General features: G+C 37.5%; 16 protein-coding genes, 1 tRNA gene and 1 pseudogene. 7 read left to right on the plus strand and 11 right to left on the minus strand.

Annotated elements, in window-relative coordinates; genetic code table 11:
• Nucleotides 1–14: 14 nt before the first annotated feature.
• Nucleotides 15–458, plus strand: a pseudogene (locus tag MKL32_RS02990) (universal stress protein).
• A 53-nt stretch (nucleotides 459–511) separates the two neighbouring features.
• On the opposite strand, the gene MKL32_RS02995 reads toward MKL32_RS02990, so the two are convergent.
• From MKL32_RS02995 to MKL32_RS03010, 4 genes are all read right to left on the minus strand, one after another.
• On the minus strand, nucleotides 512–1,414 hold the full coding sequence (locus tag MKL32_RS02995) for a recombination directionality factor (protein ID WP_151816975.1): 903 nt from the start codon (nucleotides 1,412–1,414) through the stop codon (nucleotides 512–514).
• Between the two features lie 119 nt (nucleotides 1,415–1,533).
• Entirely contained in the window at nucleotides 1,534–2,676 is a 1,143-nt protein-coding gene (locus MKL32_RS03000; protein ID WP_151816963.1) for a YqaJ viral recombinase family nuclease, read from the minus strand.
• A gap of 147 nt (nucleotides 2,677–2,823) precedes the next feature.
• Nucleotides 2,824–3,873 carry a DUF932 domain-containing protein gene (locus tag MKL32_RS03005; protein ID WP_151816962.1) on the minus strand — a complete coding sequence of 350 codons (1,050 nt, stop codon included), beginning with the start codon at nucleotides 3,871–3,873 and terminating at the stop codon, nucleotides 2,824–2,826.
• Between the two features lie 63 nt (nucleotides 3,874–3,936).
• Complete coding sequence (locus MKL32_RS03010) at nucleotides 3,937–4,254, minus strand: hypothetical protein (RefSeq protein WP_151816964.1); 318 nt, start codon at nucleotides 4,252–4,254, stop codon at nucleotides 3,937–3,939.
• 764 nt (nucleotides 4,255–5,018) lie between these two features.
• Between MKL32_RS03010 and MKL32_RS03015 the strand changes: the two genes are divergently transcribed.
• Both MKL32_RS03015 and MKL32_RS03020 read left to right on the plus strand, forming a co-directional pair.
• Nucleotides 5,019–6,140 carry a hypothetical protein gene (locus tag MKL32_RS03015; RefSeq protein ID WP_270900145.1) on the plus strand — a complete coding sequence of 374 codons (1,122 nt, stop codon included), beginning with the start codon at nucleotides 5,019–5,021 and terminating at the stop codon, nucleotides 6,138–6,140.
• Between the two features lie 113 nt (nucleotides 6,141–6,253).
• Nucleotides 6,254–6,757, plus strand: a complete 504-nt coding sequence (locus MKL32_RS03020; protein ID WP_151816960.1) for a hypothetical protein — start codon at nucleotides 6,254–6,256, stop codon at nucleotides 6,755–6,757.
• Nucleotides 6,758–6,931: 174 nt separating this feature from the next.
• On the opposite strand, the gene MKL32_RS03025 is transcribed toward MKL32_RS03020, so the two are convergent.
• Entirely contained in the window at nucleotides 6,932–8,284 is a 1,353-nt protein-coding gene (locus tag MKL32_RS03025) for a hypothetical protein (protein ID WP_151816959.1), read from the minus strand.
• A gap of 128 nt (nucleotides 8,285–8,412) precedes the next feature.
• On the opposite strand from MKL32_RS03025, the gene MKL32_RS03030 reads away from it, so the two are divergent.
• The 3 genes from MKL32_RS03030 (at nucleotide 8,413) to MKL32_RS03040 (ending at nucleotide 11,318) form a co-directional block, all read left to right on the plus strand.
• Entirely contained in the window at nucleotides 8,413–8,628 is a 216-nt protein-coding gene (locus MKL32_RS03030; protein WP_151816958.1) for an AlpA family phage regulatory protein, read from the plus strand.
• A 370-nt stretch (nucleotides 8,629–8,998) separates the two neighbouring features.
• The gene (locus tag MKL32_RS03035; protein ID WP_151816957.1) at nucleotides 8,999–10,279 is read left to right on the plus strand and encodes a YagK/YfjJ domain-containing protein; all 1,281 of its coding nucleotides are present in this window, start codon (nucleotides 8,999–9,001) and stop codon (nucleotides 10,277–10,279) included.
• A gap of 31 nt (nucleotides 10,280–10,310) precedes the next feature.
• Entirely contained in the window at nucleotides 10,311–11,318 is a 1,008-nt protein-coding gene (locus MKL32_RS03040) for a hypothetical protein (protein WP_270900146.1), read from the plus strand.
• Nucleotides 11,319–11,406: 88 nt separating this feature from the next.
• On the opposite strand, the gene MKL32_RS03045 is transcribed toward MKL32_RS03040, so the two are convergent.
• From MKL32_RS03045 to greB, 4 genes are all read right to left on the minus strand, one after another.
• The gene (locus MKL32_RS03045) at nucleotides 11,407–11,781 is read right to left on the minus strand and encodes a hypothetical protein (RefSeq protein WP_270900147.1); all 375 of its coding nucleotides are present in this window, start codon (nucleotides 11,779–11,781) and stop codon (nucleotides 11,407–11,409) included.
• A 13-nt stretch (nucleotides 11,782–11,794) separates the two neighbouring features.
• Nucleotides 11,795–13,765, minus strand: coding sequence for an ATP-binding protein (locus MKL32_RS03050; RefSeq protein WP_151816954.1), 1,971 nt, complete (start codon nucleotides 13,763–13,765; stop codon nucleotides 11,795–11,797).
• Between the two features lie 253 nt (nucleotides 13,766–14,018).
• Nucleotides 14,019–14,108: transfer RNA gene (locus MKL32_RS03055), tRNA-Ser, on the minus strand.
• 96 nt (nucleotides 14,109–14,204) lie between these two features.
• On the minus strand, nucleotides 14,205–14,693 hold the full coding sequence (gene greB, locus MKL32_RS03060; protein WP_039048025.1) for a transcription elongation factor GreB: 489 nt from the start codon (nucleotides 14,691–14,693) through the stop codon (nucleotides 14,205–14,207).
• Between the two features lie 371 nt (nucleotides 14,694–15,064).
• On the opposite strand from greB, the gene MKL32_RS03065 reads away from it, so the two are divergent.
• Entirely contained in the window at nucleotides 15,065–16,174 is a 1,110-nt protein-coding gene (locus tag MKL32_RS03065) for a transglycosylase SLT domain-containing protein (RefSeq protein ID WP_004908222.1), read from the plus strand.
• A 55-nt stretch (nucleotides 16,175–16,229) separates the two neighbouring features.
• Here MKL32_RS03065 and MKL32_RS03070 read toward each other — a convergent pair whose 3' ends face one another.
• On the minus strand, nucleotides 16,230–16,613 hold the full coding sequence (locus MKL32_RS03070; RefSeq protein ID WP_004676693.1) for an SCP2 sterol-binding domain-containing protein: 384 nt from the start codon (nucleotides 16,611–16,613) through the stop codon (nucleotides 16,230–16,232).
• A 197-nt stretch (nucleotides 16,614–16,810) separates the two neighbouring features.
• The gene (gene ttcA / locus MKL32_RS03075) at nucleotides 16,811–17,716 is read right to left on the minus strand and encodes a tRNA 2-thiocytidine(32) synthetase TtcA (protein WP_004908226.1); all 906 of its coding nucleotides are present in this window, start codon (nucleotides 17,714–17,716) and stop codon (nucleotides 16,811–16,813) included.
• Nucleotides 17,717–17,863 lie beyond the last annotated feature (147 nt).

The raw sequence follows: 17,863 nt of genomic DNA on the forward strand, positions 1-17,863 counted from the left end.
TAGGCGAAAGACACATGGCTTATCAAAATATTCTTGTTCCTGTTGATGGTTCTGAGAACTCTATTATCGCTATTCAGCATGCGATTAATCTTGCTAAAGCCTTCCACAGTAAGATTACAATAGTACAAGTTTTAACCATCGATTCCTATATCGCTTATGAATATCTTAGCTCTTAGCAAAGTAATCCTTTAATTGAACGTGCTAGAACATATATCCAAACAAATCTACAAAACATTTATGAACGGTTTGTAGCAGAAGCAAATGTTGAAATCGAGCTAAAATTACTTGAGGGAGAAAGTGTCACAGATACTCTCACAGAAGCAATTGAAAAAAATCACATAGATTTAATGGTGATCAGTTCTCATGGTCGTAGTGGGTTGAAAAAGTTAATTTTAGGTAGCATTACCCAAAATCTGATTTCTGAACTTAATATTCCTATTTTTATTGTTAAATCTTAGTTTTTATAAAAATTTATAACAAAAAAATAAGGAGGCAATCAACCTCCTTAATCTTAGTTCAAAGCCTGCACACTCTGCTGCAACCCTTTCTGGATATCTTGCACATGACTGACTTCATGTATTTGCTGATCCTGCTCTGATTTAGAATCCTCCACATAGAACTCCTCAACAATTTCCAAGCCCTCATCCCCACCCACCTCAAAACTAGCATTGCCATAACCCTGCCGTGCCACATGATCCAACGCCTCCTGATAAAATCCTGCTGCTTTGCTTTGTTCATCCATCTGTTTGGCTGAACTAATCGCTTCTTGCAGATTGATACCATCACGTAAAGTTAAGTCCACGTAGTAGATCGGGGTACGGTAGCTTTGGTTGGTGCTCTTACCTCTCAATGTGAGTTGTAATGGTAAGCATGAAAGTAGATCACCCGATGCTGCATGGTAGTAACTGAGTCGTGCTGCCAAAGTGCGAATACTGTTAAAGCCTGTGGTTCTAAAGATGAATGTGCCAAACTCATCCGATTCATCTAAATTGACGTAAAGTCTGCCATAAGGCTTACATAGTCCGCCCTGCGCTAATGGACATAAATCAGGGGATGGGCATGGATGTTGCTCAACGCCATGTTGCCCAAGTCGCTGACAGGTTTCACCATTACCTGAACAGATTAAACGTCCAGTCTGGCGGTCAAACAGACTGTACTCTGCCCGTAAGTTCAGTTCAGGATCGTTAAAGATCATGCGGACTGGAATACTTCTGAGCTTTTGGTTCTGATTGGGTGCTTTAGCCCTAAGCTGTTCATCCAGTGGATGCCGAACCCATCCATCCTTATTTTGGATTTGGCTGGTAATGGTAAATTGATCATCCCGCTCAGGCAGACGTTTACCATTCTTTTCGACGATTTTGCCGATACTGATACGACCTAAAACGGGTGGTGTGATTGCTAAACCTTTAATCATGGTGATGTCCTCTATATAGATGTATAAATTTAATTAAATAAATTTGGGCATAAAAAATCCCATGATCGACTTGATCATGGGATCGGTTGGTTTGGGTGATGGATTTCGGTATCTCAGTCTTATCCACCATTGGGATAAATCTGAAAACGTCGTGTCCCTGCTTTGGTTTGTGGAAACTGCTGTAGATATTCAGGATGCTGTTTAAGCAGGGATTTACTGTCTAGGCTGATCGAGTCTTGTGACTTTTTCCAAGTGATTGAACCACCTGTAAACACCGCTCGCTCCGCATCTTTCATCATCATTTGTAGTTGATGTTTAAGTTCATCAAAATACTGTTGGTGTTGCTCAACCTTATGTCGTTCCTCAAGCAACTGATTAAATAGATAGTTGGCTTGTTCATTTTGGCTGAGATCTTCCACCATTAATGGAATCTGTTCAGGGTAAAGCTGTTGTAAAGCTTTGGCTGCCGAATCAGAGGCATCGACACTCGGTGGAATATCCGATTCCACACATTGCCAGAAGTGTCGTTCAGCATTAATGATGTGCTGGATCACGGTTTCATTTCGAGTCACTTTATAGATTTTAGTTTCATGTCCACAGATCAAAGCACAGATATGTGCGGCCTGTTTACCTGTCACGGCTAACTGATGCTGCACTTGACACAACACATAAAGCGGCACACCATCTCGCCAGAGTTTTGAGCCATATTCCCCGACGGTTTTACACTCGAGAATCTGTACTTCATCACTACCCACTACGGCATAATCCAAGTTCGCCAACATAAAGTGTTTGTCTTCATCAGGGTGTTGTAACACTGCATTGACTCGACGGACTTTGTGATTGGTATGCATGCTGTAGTATTCAGCCACCAAAGGTTCCAACTGCTTACCCCAATATAACGGTGCATAGCCTGCACTTTCGTCCTCAATGTTTTGTTGCATCCGTCCTGTTTTGATCATCCAGAGTTCTAGCATCGACATATACGGATTTAGTCCACAAGCGGTAGCGGCATCGCTACTGCCAATCCCCTGTTTTCTGAATTCTAGCCATTGCTGGTAATTCATCTGTTTGGTATTGGCAAGACGCTTTGCTACAAGAGCTTTGGTTTTTCGTGGTTGCGTATTCGGTCGATCACGTTTAGTTCGAGTTCCGACTTCAACCTGTTGAGTCAGTGAGTTTTGAATGGTTGAATTCAGGTTTGGTGAATACGGCTGTAGCGGTGGATGATTTAAGGTATTTTGAATTTGAGTATGGGTATTCATTGCAATTATTCCTGTATGAGTAAAATCGTAAAAGCTGAATTTTGGGCATAAAAAAGCCACATCTGGAAATGTGGCTAAAGGTGTTGCTGTGCTTGTACGGTGTTACCGTATACTTAGGCTAATGGAGCTGGCTTAACTGAAACTGAATTAGGCAATCATTCGAAGTGCTTGTTCCAAACCTCTTTGCTTAATGGATGCACCTGCGCCAAACCAAGCTGAATCAAGTCGGTGATCGGTACTCATAGCACGACGTTCATGGTCACAAAACTCTGTGATGCTGCACAGCAAACCATAGGCGGTGTCCTTGGCTGAACTCAGTTCCGCCCCTCGCCCATGTCCGTTAAACATAGTCATGACTTTTGACATAGCACGTCCATTCGGTTCAGTTTTATTGTCCGTTTTGGATGGGCTTGTTTGATTTGGCATGGCTGCATTGCGATAGAACTGAATAATGCTTTCATCCTGTTCTGCCGTATTCAAATTGGTGTTGTTAAACACCGCATCAAAGTAAGCAGCAGCTTCTTGCTGCGTCACCTTACGCTGACTCAGTTGCTTCATTTCATACATATGCTCATCCCATGCACGAACTGAAATCCCCAATTGCTGTTTCACTTTCTCTGCATCAAACTTGGTGCTGTGCGGTACTTTAACCACACCTGCACTGGTGTTTTGTCCTTTGAGCGCAATGGCTAGAGTGTTATTACACACCACACGGATACTGGTGAACTGTGCAGTGGTAGCTAGTGTGCCATCACAAGAGGTGGCTAAAAGAATATAACCATTACTGACATCCTTCCCCTTGAGTGCTGAAGTCTGTCCAGTTTTAGCCAATGCCCAGAATTTCTTGCCACCTTTGAGTACGCCTGCGGTTTCTAGTTCAAAGCCTGATTGTTCAGTCAGGTCTTTGTAGAAGTGTAGGATTTCCATCGGTTGCACTTCCTGAAAGCGTTGACTCACTACCGATAACGGTGCATGAGTATCTGATCGGAAAAGCACTCGTTGTTCCTCAAACGGCATAATAATGCTCTGCCCCTTTTCATTCTGTGCCATGTAACTGACATCGGAGGATTCGATGCGCCAATCCATGCCTGCCTGCTCTGCCCAGACTTCTATGGGTTGGTTTGGAGTCAGTTGATTACCCAAGCCATGCCAAGGGGTTTGTCCGACAAATGCCATTGTTTCAACTAAATGTGCCATAAGAATAATTCCTGTATTAATTTTGAATGGGTAAAAGGGTTCGATTTAAATTTTGCTGAATACTTAATTGCGTAAATTTGGGCTAAAGCTGCGATCACAGTTGTTGCAGTAATACTGTCTGCGATAAGTTGGGTGTAGCGGTTGTTGCTGTTCATCTTCAGTGATCAACATCCAGATACCACCAATCAGTACCCCAACGATTGCGCCTGCTATCGGAGGAATGTTTAAACTTTTGGAAACACTGACACCCAAGGTGGCAAGTGCCATCGGTGACATCACGCTATTGGAAATAGGGTTATTGGTTGAAGTACTGGGTAAATGTTGGGGGGATTGCAGTTGTACCGTCTCTCGAGACTGGCAATAAGGACATGGCAAACTCATTGTGGTATTTCCTGTAAATGAATAAAAAAAGCCTGCTGGGGAAGCAGGCAAAATGATGGTTGTGTGTATTTGAAGCATTGTTCTCATTTAGATGCTATGTATTTGTATTTTTTTAGAATGCGTTTTTTATCATCAGTTTTAAGCAATTTTTGAATGATGCTTAAACAGATCAATTGACCTGTTTTTTAGCAGCGATTATCATGCAAGGGCTGACCTACATTGTCAGTCGGTTTTAGCAGACCGTTGTATATAGCGCATCAGACTTATTCTCTTCTGAGGGTAAGTTCTATGTGAAACCTTCTCGTCCCCCTTTGCGGTAGAACGGGAGGGGGACGCGTTCGCGCGTGCTGGTTCTATATGCCCAGTCTGCTAACCCCTTTTCGTTCTGCCACCATTATTTAGCAGTGATGCGGTAGAACTTCTAATGCATATAGGAGTCAACCATGACACATTTTACTGTGCTTTATTCCCCTACACTTTCTAAGCCTCTCAGGCATTTCATCCCAATTCATTTATCGCAAGCTTTCGCGGTGTCCTGATTAATTCAAGGCATTAATCAACTACTGCATCAATTTTGGTCAGTGGTGTTTTGTGCTGGATAAAAATCATGGAATTCATCGCACAGCTTATTTGAGTTGTCATTTTTGTACTCAGCAAAAGTATAGCTAGAGCCTGTGACAACCAAGCAGAAGGTATTTGAAATTACAGTCAATTTCATATGCAAGTCTAAGAATTTTAAAAATATTGGATGGGGAAATAATAGGATGAAATACGTTTCAATTGCACTTCTCACCAGCCTTACGTTGGTCGGCTGCTCAAAACCACAAAATGATAATGTAGAGAATAAAGAACTTACTCAAAAGATTGAAAAAATGTCATTGAATGATGCTGCCCCTGCACAGGCTGTTTCTTCTCCTTTGATTATCGCTCGCAATCAAATTACTACCCCACTAACCAAAACTGGAGAAAACTTTCAGGAACTCATCAAAGACGAGGGTTATTTTTCTTTTTATCCACCGTATAAAACCATCTCTGGATTACAGATGTTTGCTGAAAATGACGATGTGGCAGAGTATTGTGCAAACTGCGTGCATTTCCAATCCGTTCTCAATGATTTAAGAAATGTACTGGCTTTAAAAAACAATCAAGTTTTAGTAATCGGAAATACAGGTCACCAATTTCCCACTTTCACCTTTGCTTTAGGTGACGACTATTCTTTGCGTGCAGCGCATGACACGGCCATCAATTATATAAGATCGACGATGCAGGTGATTCCACCGCAAAAAGATCAATTTGAAAGTACAGCACAATATCAACAACGTATTCAGACACTTCAAAAAGAACTGGATAGTAAAAATGCCCATCTCAATTATGACTTAAAGCTTTTAGAAATCAGTCTAAATGCGACTTCTTCACAAAGTCAGTTCATGCCGAGCAGCTACACACCCAATGATCGACCAAGTGGTCCGATTGATAACTTTGCTTACTACGATGCTGACTCGAAACAATTACATTTTGAGAATATGAATTTCGCATCTGATCTGATCGTGAATTTCACCGCACCATCAACGCCAGAGTTAGCACAAAATATCATTACGGCTAGTGGGCAAAAGTATGTCGGTTACATTTTTAACTTCAATAACCATAAATTGGAATTAGATAGCTTAGTCATTTATAAAGCCAACAATACGCAAGTTGATTCGGAAAATGAGCCGATCGCAATCCTTGAACCGAGTACCATGTCCTTTCAACGCAAACATTTCAATGGCATAGAAAATGCCCGATTAAAGAAATTTGATGTGCCACTGAAAAAGCCAATTCCTTTTGATTTCACCTTGGAAAACTACACGCCGATCGAAAAGGTATTTAAAAAGATCGATGAGTAATTCCCACTTTTATAAAAAGTAAAAAATTGATTGACCAAACAATTAAATACACAGAGTTGGGCGAAAGCCCAACCCTGTAGATCACAATATCCGATTAAATATAGGCATGTGTAATGAATTTTATTCCATCTATTGTTTTATCCAGTGTGTTGCTGCTGACTTTAACCGCATGTAATTCAGGCAATGATGTACCAAAACCCAAAGATGCCCAAACAAGTGAGCATAGCACTGCTGATGCGACTGAAACGACTCATCAATCCGAAGATGATTTTCCACCCGTAGATAAATCCTTTCTGGAAAATGAGTCATATAATGTTGAGGAAGTGACTGAACCCACTGTACAAGAACAGTTTGAAGTCCGTGTACGTCGTGAGGAATCTCAATACTCCATGACAGGCTATAGCGATTTGTTAAACATCGTGTCCTTGAACGATGCTCCAACCACCATCACGGGGGTTTTAATCAATCGTGGCAATTGTAGAAGTAAAGGCACTTACGATTACCAAAATATGCGTTATGGCTCGGTAGCAAAGGTCTATCTTGGTTGTTCGGCTGAATATGTCCGTGAAGTGACGCTCACCACCAATAGTGGCTTAACTTATACCTATAATTTTTAGGCATTCAAAACACCAAATTCTGATGCGTGTGATAACGCGAAATTTGATGTTATACTGGACGAAACTGCTGACCGATTTCAGTCAGCAGTGTAGCCAATTTGATGCCAAAAACCACATTTTTGGCAGTTTTGACGAGTGTAAAGATGAGTCTTTACCTTAGAAAAATAACGTTTTTTACTCAACTACATATAAACGTTCAAAACTGAATGGCTTATCTTTTTCTTCATTAATCAGTTGATAGAGGTTGGTTGCTTTTATCGTAAATAAATCGATATTTCGATTCACCCTCACTTTAACCATGCGTTCAAGTTTTGGGTCATTTTGTTCAAAACACGTCGGTTGAATACGCTTATTATTGCTTTGCTCACTTGGCCTAAACAATTTTAACAATGGCATATCCCGTGAGTTGTATAAACCCAAAATCATAAAAAGCTCATCTTCATCAAAGTATTCAGTTTCATAAACAACTAACTTAAGCCGAGCCTTGTTCGACAGTGAACCATCATAATCAAGTCCAACTTTTGATCTCTTTAGAATTTCTGCCAAATAATCAAACAGTATTTTGATTGACTCATAAATATCAGTATTTTTATCTATCTGTCCACGCTGAACCATTAACTTATAAATGGTGTAACAAAGCAACCTTTCTATTCCCGCACCTTTAGGTGCGTTCTGTTTATTTTGCGAATAAAGGGTTTGGATAATTTTGTCCAATTGATCTAAATGTGATTTCTGCTCAGTACTTGCATTTTCAAGCAATAGTCTGTGATTTAAATCAAATTTTACGAATTCCAAATATTCAATCAAAACATGAGCTACAGGAACATTACAATTTTCAGCTAAGTGCAAACTTAGATATTTTTCGCTTCGATATTCATCATTAAACAAAGTCATATCATCAATGGTCTTATGACCAAATCTATATCCATTATTCTTGGCTAAGAATTCATAATCATTTAAATAGTTATATATTTGTTCTTCAAAATGTAAGGATTTCAAATGTTTATCACTATCTAAATTTTTATTTAAACGCTTAATCTTCGCAAAATAATTTACGATGCTAAACCACGTTAGAAATAAGCTTTCAAGGTTCGCATGAGATTTAACCAAACAACGTATATCAATATGCTCTGTTAATTTTAAATAAGCATTTTTTAATTGCTGATGATCAAGCAAATATTGCTTGAACTTCAATCGAAGTTTTTCCACTTTGTTATAAAAGGCTCCACTACCTAAGTGATCCATCACTAATGTTTCAAGCCCCCTATTTACCTTATGCTTGCCATACTGAATACGATCAAAAATATAATTTTCAATCCAGTTCTCAATTATATAATTTTGCGAAATCTGTGGCTTATTGGATAGCTCAAACTCAAAATCATTGACCAACTCTACAATTTCAAGTTCGTAAAACTGATTAAACCAATCATAAAATTCTTTAAATTTTTCTGAACTCTGTATCTGATTGATAAAGTTAATAATTTCTAGTTTTCGCTTAAATCGTACTGCACAATAATCTACGTCCAAGTTACACCTACAGTTTTAATATAATTTTCAGATACTTATAAAATATATTATTTTTTCACTTAAGAATATATTCACCATAAATCACAATCCAGTCGAACCAAAACCAATGCATTCTATGGAGTTCGATCATGACTAGTGATCTTAAAAATGAATCAATAAAAATCCTACGCTTGCCAGAAGTCATTAAAACATGCGGAATATCTCGTAGTTCAGTCTATGAAAAACTCAATCCGCGAAGTCGAAGGTATGACAAAGATTTCCCCACGCCAATAAAAATTGGAGTCTCTTCAGTAGGGTGGTTCCAACACGAAGTTCATCAATGGTTATTGGGGAAAAAAGCATAAGCCTGAAGTGCTTATCTTTTCACTCACACAGAACAGAATTCATCGATATGTCAGATAGGAGCTTGATCTCAAGTGCCCTTGTTAACCGTTGTTGCCTCTATTTTTTTAGTTTGTATTCTATATGATTAATATACATACACACTATTAACATATCTAAATGATTAATATAGTTATTTATATAATCTACTGATCTATATATTTATACATAAGATAAATAATAGATTCGAAATCAGTTCAATGAGTACAAACCATTAAATTTGTACTCATAACTTAATGAATTCAATATCTTATAGATCATATTCAGATTCAATACATACTATAGGTTAGATGGCAGCAATTTGTATTTTTTTTACAGATTGGAGCTATATCTATGAGCTTTATAGAAATGGATCATTTACCACCTAACTTCTTTGAAGTGGCGTGTAGACTTGAGCCCATGCAAACCGTACCTCCTCCAGAAGAACTGGAGCCATCAACTGAGGTTGAAGTTGAGACCGAAGAAGCATTATCGAAACAAGTTGATGAGGTCGGTATCAACGTTGAGCAAGACAATGCTTACTCAACTAATGCAGAGAATAGCACTGAATTACGAAAATTACTGACAAATAACCTGCTGTTTAAACAACAGTTAGACCCGCAAATTGTTGCATGTGTAAATGCTATTCTCTTATGCAATGAAATAAAAAAACAACGAGCAACTTATCTTTATCGTTGGATTCAGTCTAAGCAAAAAGACTTGGTTCCAGATCACTGGGAATTAATTTATCTCGAACTATCGGAATTAATTCGAAGTTTTTTATTAGCGACAAAAAAGTTAAACACCCCCATGCAGTTGAAGTGTGAAGAGTTTGGTTTAGTAACAGCAACGTTCAATCAAGTAATTCCAAGTGATCCATATATTTTATTTGATTTAGTTAATTACCCAAATGATCAGCTCAACGTACTAGATGCAAATGGAATGGCGACAGGTCTTAAAAAGTCTGTAGCTGTGATCAGTAATTCTATTATTCAAGGAATTTTTAAAGGCTTAAAAGATCCAAAATTTGTCCAACAGGTGAATGATCGTCGAAAGATGGCGAGAAGGCGTGAAAAGAATGCACTGAAATACGTTGATATGGTTCGCAAATCATACTCACGTTTATTGGGTGTACGTGTTGACTTTTATCTACCAGCAGATAAGAAACATTTTACCCATAAAGAAATCGTAGCGCATTTTCATACGATTTTACAGAAACTACGCCGCAGCAAATCTCTGCACTTAAAAGGCTACGTGTGGAAGCTTGAGCATGGCGTAGATCAGGCGTTGCATATTCATGGCTTTTTCTTTTTTTGTGGTAGCAAGCATCGTGAAGACATTAGCTTAGGTCGGATGATTGGTGAAATATGGGATAAGCAAATTGATGGTAAGCATAGCTATTTTAACTGCAATACCAGTAAAAATCGTAAGAAGTACAAATACGATGCTTTGGGCGTAATCAACCGTAATGACCAAACAAAATACGACAACATCGCAAAGGTGATTCATTACTTTGCCAAGTTTGAACAGTACGTCTTACATAGCAGCTTAGAACGCGTCAAGACACTCAATACGGGCATTTTGCCTCATCTACGTAGGCAGATGGGTCGTCCAAACCTGACCAAACATTATTGATCTTTTTAACCCTATTACAGAGATTTTCAACATGAACCAAGTATTTGTACCAAACGCACAACCTTTATTTGTTAATCATACTCAAACACCACCGAATGTTTACCCAAGTGGAACTGGTGGTTTTACTTCAAACGTCACAATAGTTCGGCCTGCTTTTGGGGATATTCTCTTTAGTCAAATTGCACTCGGACTGATAAATTTCTCCAAGCAGTTAGAGCAGGCTAAAATTAAGGTCTATGCTAAACCCACAGCAGCGTGCCCATACCCTGCTATGAACCCACTATTTGTTTGGGCCCTACAGCAAGCACCGCTATATGCTCATTTCATTGATCTATTTGAAGGTTTTGAACCTCATCCTCATTTAGAAGGCTTTCGTCAATTTTCACTGCAAAATATCGGTTTGGTAACCTCTCCGCAGCCTATTCCAAACTATATATTTGAAAATAACTTTGATTTTTTTCGTGGTCAGTTGTACGTCGCTAAAGCAAAGCTCCAAGCGAATAAATATGAAGCACAAGTGCAAAAACTTCGTAATGAACAAAAGACTGTTTTTCGCCGTGTCATGCAAACACAAGACCAAGCCAATTGCATTTTCTTAGAGTTACCATTGATTACGCTAACTGACCCACCCCATTACCAGACACAGGAAGAAGCAGAGAAGGAATCGATAAAGGTACTGAAGAAATACTTCCAGTGGCTACATGGGGCTAAACAGCTCAGCGGTATACTTTCTGATATCCAGTGGCGTATCGTCAAAGGGCTTGATCATAAGCTAACAGCACAAGCATTCATTTACATCCTAGGCGATGAAATTGATTATTTACCATTGCTCAAAGAACAATGGGAATTCACCTGCTCTGATTATCAGTTACGAGGCATTTTTCCAGAACCCAAACACACCCATTGTTATGATGGGCAAGGCATTGTTCAAAAGGCATGGCTACAACTAATTGAACGCGTACATGAGCCACTTGGTTTTTATCGTTATAAGGGCAATGGTATTACTTATGTTTGGAAAGAATACACAGGCAATGTTTAGTTGTCATCCATAATCGGAAAAGCACTCAAATTCAAAGTAGTCTACTTTTATAGGCTACTTTGAATAATCATCTAAAAACAGTATTTAGTTATTTATCATCAAAATTAGCCCAAACATCATGAATCATATGCTTGTTATTAACTTCAAATAGCATACAGACAAGTAATCGATATTTATCGATTTTTAAGGCCTCATTCACTGCATCTTCAGCCGTTTCGTAAATTTGCGCTAAATCAGGTATTTTTACATAAACTCGGTTAATCGATAATGCAGTTTCTTCAACTTTACCTACAAATTCATCTTGATCGTATAAGTGAATGACATAACCTATAAACTCAGCACTATTAGGTAACTCTAAGCGTCTTTTAGCCTCTTCAATAGTAACCTTCTCGCCCTCAAGGATTTCTTGCTGTGCATGTGCGATTCTCTCTTCTAAAGAACCTCTTTGTTTTGCTTGTCCCAATTCTAACTCCCCTTCACTGAATTGTAGTTGTAGCGCCTTCTACATATTTTGGAAAATGTTTTTGTAAATGTTCAACCCCATCAATTGCCTTTGCTTTGTATTTAAGCCTTTCTTGGAAAAATTGAAGTTTAGCTTTACATTCATCAAAAATTTCAGCCCATGTTTTGACTAAAATAATATAATTATCTTTCTCTGCAATAACACCATTCTCAAGGTCAATATAACGGGAATCTAATTTCATATCTCTATCTAAACTAATAGCGATAAAGGTCCATTTAGCTTTTGTTTTACTAAACCTTGAGTCTAGCCTTATAGCATCAGCATAATCTTGGATTTGAGAAATTTCATCTCGCCCGATTTTTACTCTTGGACGTTTCAGCTCAATAATTAAGTGATGGGCTGTATTTGGTTTATTATTTCGTGTTGTTTTAGAAAGCATAAGATCAACTATGCCCCTTTCTTTTGTCGGATGTTCAACCGCCTCTAAAATATCAACATCTTTACTTAGCAATTTTGAATGTTGCTTTAAACATTCCGTGAGTGACTGATCATCAACGGAAATAAAAAACTCCTCGCCAAAAACCCAACAATTTTCCGCTAACATACGGTGCAATTGCGTCCTTTCCTTTAAATTCTTCTTTCCGTCTTTTGAATTAATTATACTTTCAAGGCCATTAATAAATTTCAATCGATCCGTTACAACTTTAGATGCACTGATAATTGATGAGAGTGATACATCTCGAAGCAATTCAGCCAAATCATCTTGTTCCTCAGGCTTAAGATTCAAAACCTCATTAATAATGGTTTGAAGACTATTAGGATTCGTTTCCAGAGCCTGTTTCAATAATCTAAACTGAAATTTTCGATTCTCTTTACTAGTTTTTTCAAATTTATCAATATTATGAGATACCGTAGAAGCTACTATGTCAAATACTTGCCTTTCTACCTGCTCAACAATATTTGTAGTTTCAGAAGGATATGGATAAATATTTTCTTCTTTCCACTGTTCTACTAATGTGGCTGCTTTTTCAGCTTCTTGGGCTCTAAAGTGCCCTTTTATTATTTCTTTTGCTAAGCCTAAATTTTTTTGAACTGATGCATTGGAAGGAGCAAAATCTAAACCATGCATATTGACCATTTCTATAATGGCTTCACTTTCAATATAAGCGGTATATTTTTTATTTGGATAATTCCACCCCATATCTAACTTTAGATATGGAATACCATGATTACAGCTTAAATATGTAGAAGTCGTTTGTTTTGAACTTACCCATTCTGTAAGTTTCAAAGTAGATGAATAATCTTTTCCTTCGTAATTAATAAAATCAAGGTTGAAAGGGGTTACAGCCAAGATTATTTTTTTAGGATCTATTTTTTCACCATCAATTTCTAAGTTTATATTTTTATAATCGTAAAGATAAAATGCAAATGTTTCCAAAATTTTAGTCTTTGCTGAGTCGTTCAATTTTCTTATTTTTTTAGGTACATCATAAGCTTCAAGAATAACACCTGACTTTAAATTTTCATCTGATTCCACAGGATCTGAAATCTTTACATCAGATGGGTTATTTAAATGCATGGCTACTTTGTAGGTAAATAATTTATCTAAACTTTCATCTTTGTATGTAATTGACCAATTTACTGTTGCACCTAAAGAAAATGCTTTTAGACGGCCTTTGCCTTCTTTTCCATGTAAAAAACGGCCATATACATCACTTTTAAGTTTATTTTTCTTTTTAGACCCGCCTAAATTTTTAAAAATATTTTTTGCTTCTGAAAAATGAATACCAACACCATCATCAATAATTTTTATTGAGTTCAATGAGTCTAAACCATTATCTTCAAAAACCACTCTGACATTTAAAGCATCAGCATCTAATGCATTCCAAATTAACTCAATCAATGCATCAACAAGACTCGTTTTACCAAGCTTACTAATAAGGTCATTTTGTATTGTTAATTGTACTGAATGAGCATAGTTCATAAAATTTCAAATGATGGTCTAAATTTTAGAATTTCGAGTATAAAATATTCTTTTTCAATATGCTTAGTTATGAAATAAAAAATCTTAAAAAGAGTTTAGAATTATTATTGTTTTTTTAAACCTATTTCCCATCCCATCCAAAATCATCCGATTAATACTTTTTACATCCAAAATTTGATGAGGGGTAGGTTGAGGGGTAAATATACAGATAAAAAAATAAGCCCTTGTAAAAACAAGGGCTTATTTAGATATTTGGCGGAAGCGGTGAGATTCGAACTCACGGAGGACTCACACCCTCGTCGGTTTTCAAGACCGGTGCATTAAACCGCTCTGCCACGCTTCCAATGGCGGCTATCATATAAATAAAAATTCAACTTGGCAAATCTTTTATTCAAAATAATGCACTGAACGCTCAAAATAAAATCAACAGCTTATAAATTTATTGATTTTGAGATTTTTCATAGCGAATTGAGTTGATATACCAAAGTTTTTTCCCTAGAGGAGTGATGACCTCAACTTCGTCGTCCACTTGTTTACTCAATAAAGCACGCGCCATTGGTGATTCAATGGATATATGTTGTGGATGATGATCATATATTTCATCGACACCGACAATACGTAAGGTTTTTTGCTCGCGAGCATCATTTTCTATCTCTACCCAAGCTCCAAAGTAAACTTTTCCTTCTTGCTCAGGGACATAATCTACAATTTTTAATTCTTCTAAACGCTTTCCTAAATATCTAACCCTGCGATCAATTTTCCTAAGTAATTGTTTATTATACTGATAATCAGCATTTTCCGAACGATCGCCTAAACTTGCTGCCCAATTTACTTTTTTAGTGATCTCAGGTCGCTCGTCATGCCAAAGCTTTTTCAACTCGGCAACCAATAAATCATGTCCTGTACGAGTAATTAAATTCGATTTCATAGATAAAAATACGCTATTACAACATTCCATTTACAAGATTTAGCATTGTATTCCTTATTTGATCATCACCAAAGTGTATAAATTTTATTCTTTTTCAAATCAGACTGTTGTGATGTATTTCTCATTTTTTTACTGTACAAAATTTGACAATCAGTTTTTTGACCCTTAATATGCGCCCCTAAGTTAGTTTTTGTTTACTTTTTATACATTTTGTAAATGTTGTGAAACATTTATTAAATATCCGATCAACCCAATGTCATTTTGAATGACGTTCATGACTTGCCCACCCCTTATCGAATTTATCAACTTTTAAAAGCGAAGTTTTTGTTTTCTGAGCTTTTAGGGCATAAATTATCTGTAGCGGAGACAACATGCACAGTAATTCAAGTTCTGGGTCTAGGCCTAGCCTTAACTCTTTATCTTCTAAACGTCCATTTCAAGCTTTAGCTTTAGGATTTGCAATCCTTCCTTTTAATAGCTTGAATGCTGAGAAATCTCATCAATACAACACAGTCGTAACGACAAAAGTTTTAACCGTGGTTGCTGTTGAAAATCCAACCACAGTTTTTAAAGACGGCGAATTTTTACATGGTTTCGGTTACGATTTAGCTCGAAACTACGCACAAAGTCTCAACGTAAAGTTAGATTTTAAGACCGTACCTGACAATGCCACTGCTCTAAAGTGGATTGCTCAAGGCAAAGCAAATCTTGCAATGACCACAGCAAATCTTGCAACGATAGAAAGTAAACAACTTGTTTCCTTTTCTGCAAGTTGTGGCGATCAAGCAACTTTGAGTAAAAATGGTTTAAACCCTCAATTAAACTGGGTGTTTAAACAAGCTGACGATCCACTGACTTTAACTGCGAGTGGTTTTGTTTGCCAAAGCAAACAGTCAGGAACAACTCAGCAATTAGCCTCTTTTTATAATCGTAATGTCGTTAAACCTGAATCTTGGTCAACGATTCAAAAAGACCTCAATCAGCGTCTTCCAATCTATAAGGCAAGCTTTAAACAAAGTGCTGCGAAATATAATTTAGATTGGCATTTATTAGCTGCAATTGGTTATCAAGAATCATATTTAAAACCCACTTCGGTGTCTCCCACGGGTGTTCGTGGTTTGATGATGCTGACGAGCAGCACAGCGCAAGCTATGGGTGTAACTAACCGTACAGATCCAATACAAAGCATTCAGGGCGGTGCAAAGTATTATGATCTTATGTTAGATCAATATGAAAATGTTCCCTATCCAGATCGTAACTGGTATGCGCTGGTTGCATACAATATGGGACCAGGTGCAGTAAATCAGATTCAAAAACGTATTAAGGCTCAAGGTAAGAACCCAAATCAATGGGTAAACCTATATGACTATTTACAGCGTAATCAAGCGCGTAATGGTCGTTACAAGCAAGCATTACAGTACGTCACCCGAATCCGTACATATCTAGAGCATCTAAAAACGAGTAATCGTATCGAAGTTTAAAATGCTCAGAGCAAAAAAAAGCTTACCAACGGTAAGCTTTTTTTTATGAATAAACTTATGCAGTTTGTTCAAGAACCTTTTTGAATAAATCTTTTTGTTCTTGGCTAGGCTTAGCAGTTTGTAATGCCATCAATTGAGACATGTCGCCTTGCACTTTAATTTTACCTGTCATGAATGCTTGCATAGCAGCTGCCATATCAAACTCTAAGAACACTTTACGTAGAGTCTCTGCATCCATATTTAAAGTTGTTTTAGCATTTGGAGATAAACCCTTTTGGATTTTACCAGCGTCTAAAGCTAACTCTGTATTTCCAGCTGCATCTGTTACAACCAAGTTAATCGCTAAGTTTGCAAGTGCTGGTGGTAAATTTAAATCACCTGCTTCAGCAGTAAGTTTTTCAACAGTTGCAAACCAATCATCAGTTAAAAATGCAGCCATGATTATTCCTCAAATGTATTTGTTCAGTTTCTTGTGCCATCTATCCAGACGACATCACATGAAGCTTTTTGCTCGTGCCCTGTTATAGCATGTAATTTTTATTTTAGGCTATGATTTTTTGTACGCGATATTCAATTTTTAAAAAATTTATAAAGAAAAGGCACTTATCAAAGTGCCTTTTAAAAAACTTTTACATTTTACTCTGCAGCAAAACTCAAATTCACCACATCGAGACGATTTTTCATTTCTTCTGGATCTTTCATATCAAACTCACGTTGACTATCCAATGCCTCGAAATCAAATAATTCACGGTCCGCTAGTTGTGATGGAGAAACATTCTGTAATGCCCCAAAAATACTATGTAAACGTTTCGGATATTGTTTATCCCATTCACGTAGCATGTCATTGATGATCGCACGCTGTAGATTTTCTTGCGAACCGCAAAGATTACAAGGAATAATCGGGAACTTTCTTAACTCTGCATATTTGATGATGTCTTTTTCTTCAACATATGCCAATGGACGAATCAGAATGTTCTTTTTATCCGAAGACAATAATTTTGGTGGCATCGCTTTTAAACTGCCGCCATGGAACAAGTTCAAAAAGAATGTCGCCATGATGTCATCACGGTGATGACCTAATGCAACTTTGGTCGCGCCAATTTCTTGAGCAAAACCATAGAGTGAACCACGACGTAAACGAGAGCAAACGGCGCAATACGTTTTACCTTCTGGCGTTAAACGCTTAGTAATCGTATAGGTATCCTTCTCAAGGATATAATATGGAATGTTATTTTCTTCCATATAGCGTGGTAGCACGTCTTCTGGGAAACCAGGTTGCTTTTGGTCAAGATTCACAGCCACGATATCAAAATTGATCGGTGCAATGCGCTTAAACTGCAACAAGATATCAAGCAATGTATAACTGTCTTTACCTCCAGACACACATACCATTACCTTATCGCCATCTTCGATCATGTTGTAATCACGAATTGCATGCCCTACTTGGCGACGAAGTTTTTTCAACAGGCGATAATACGCCGAACTTGTCGGAAGTTCTGGCTTGAAATTAAATCCTTGGTTGGACTCCACTGGCGCGTACATAGACGTGATTTACCCATAAACAAAAATACCGCGAGATTTTATCCGATTCCGAAAATTTGCGCACCAAAAGAATTTTTCAATTTCTTTCATTCGTCATATTTAAAAAGGATACTGACAAAACCTGCATCAAATTTGATCAGATTTAGC

This window comes from Acinetobacter sp. AOR34_HL (genome assembly GCF_027854795.1).
GTDB classification, from domain to species: Bacteria; Pseudomonadota; Gammaproteobacteria; order Pseudomonadales; family Moraxellaceae; genus Acinetobacter; species Acinetobacter junii.

Coding starts and splice junctions, on each gene's coding strand:
- MKL32_RS02995 (WP_151816975.1), bottom strand. CDS start 1,414: ATGATTAAAGGTTTAGCAATCACACCACCCGTTTTAGGTCGTATCAGT.
- MKL32_RS03000 (WP_151816963.1), bottom strand. CDS start 2,676: ATGAATACCCATACTCAAATTCAAAATACCTTAAATCATCCACCGCTA.
- MKL32_RS03005 (WP_151816962.1), bottom strand. CDS start 3,873: ATGGCACATTTAGTTGAAACAATGGCATTTGTCGGACAAACCCCTTGG.
- MKL32_RS03010 (WP_151816964.1), bottom strand. CDS start 4,254: ATGAGTTTGCCATGTCCTTATTGCCAGTCTCGAGAGACGGTACAACTG.
- MKL32_RS03015 (WP_270900145.1), top strand. CDS start 5,019: ATGAAATACGTTTCAATTGCACTTCTCACCAGCCTTACGTTGGTCGGC.
- MKL32_RS03020 (WP_151816960.1), top strand. CDS start 6,254: ATGAATTTTATTCCATCTATTGTTTTATCCAGTGTGTTGCTGCTGACT.
- MKL32_RS03030 (WP_151816958.1), top strand. CDS start 8,413: ATGACTAGTGATCTTAAAAATGAATCAATAAAAATCCTACGCTTGCCA.
- MKL32_RS03035 (WP_151816957.1), top strand. CDS start 8,999: ATGAGCTTTATAGAAATGGATCATTTACCACCTAACTTCTTTGAAGTG.
- MKL32_RS03040 (WP_270900146.1), top strand. CDS start 10,311: ATGAACCAAGTATTTGTACCAAACGCACAACCTTTATTTGTTAATCAT.
- MKL32_RS03050 (WP_151816954.1), bottom strand. CDS start 13,765: ATGAACTATGCTCATTCAGTACAATTAACAATACAAAATGACCTTATT.
- greB (WP_039048025.1), bottom strand. CDS start 14,693: ATGAAATCGAATTTAATTACTCGTACAGGACATGATTTATTGGTTGCC.
- MKL32_RS03065 (WP_004908222.1), top strand. CDS start 15,065: ATGCACAGTAATTCAAGTTCTGGGTCTAGGCCTAGCCTTAACTCTTTA.
- MKL32_RS03070 (WP_004676693.1), bottom strand. CDS start 16,613: ATGGCTGCATTTTTAACTGATGATTGGTTTGCAACTGTTGAAAAACTT.
- ttcA (WP_004908226.1), bottom strand. CDS start 17,716: ATGTACGCGCCAGTGGAGTCCAACCAAGGATTTAATTTCAAGCCAGAA.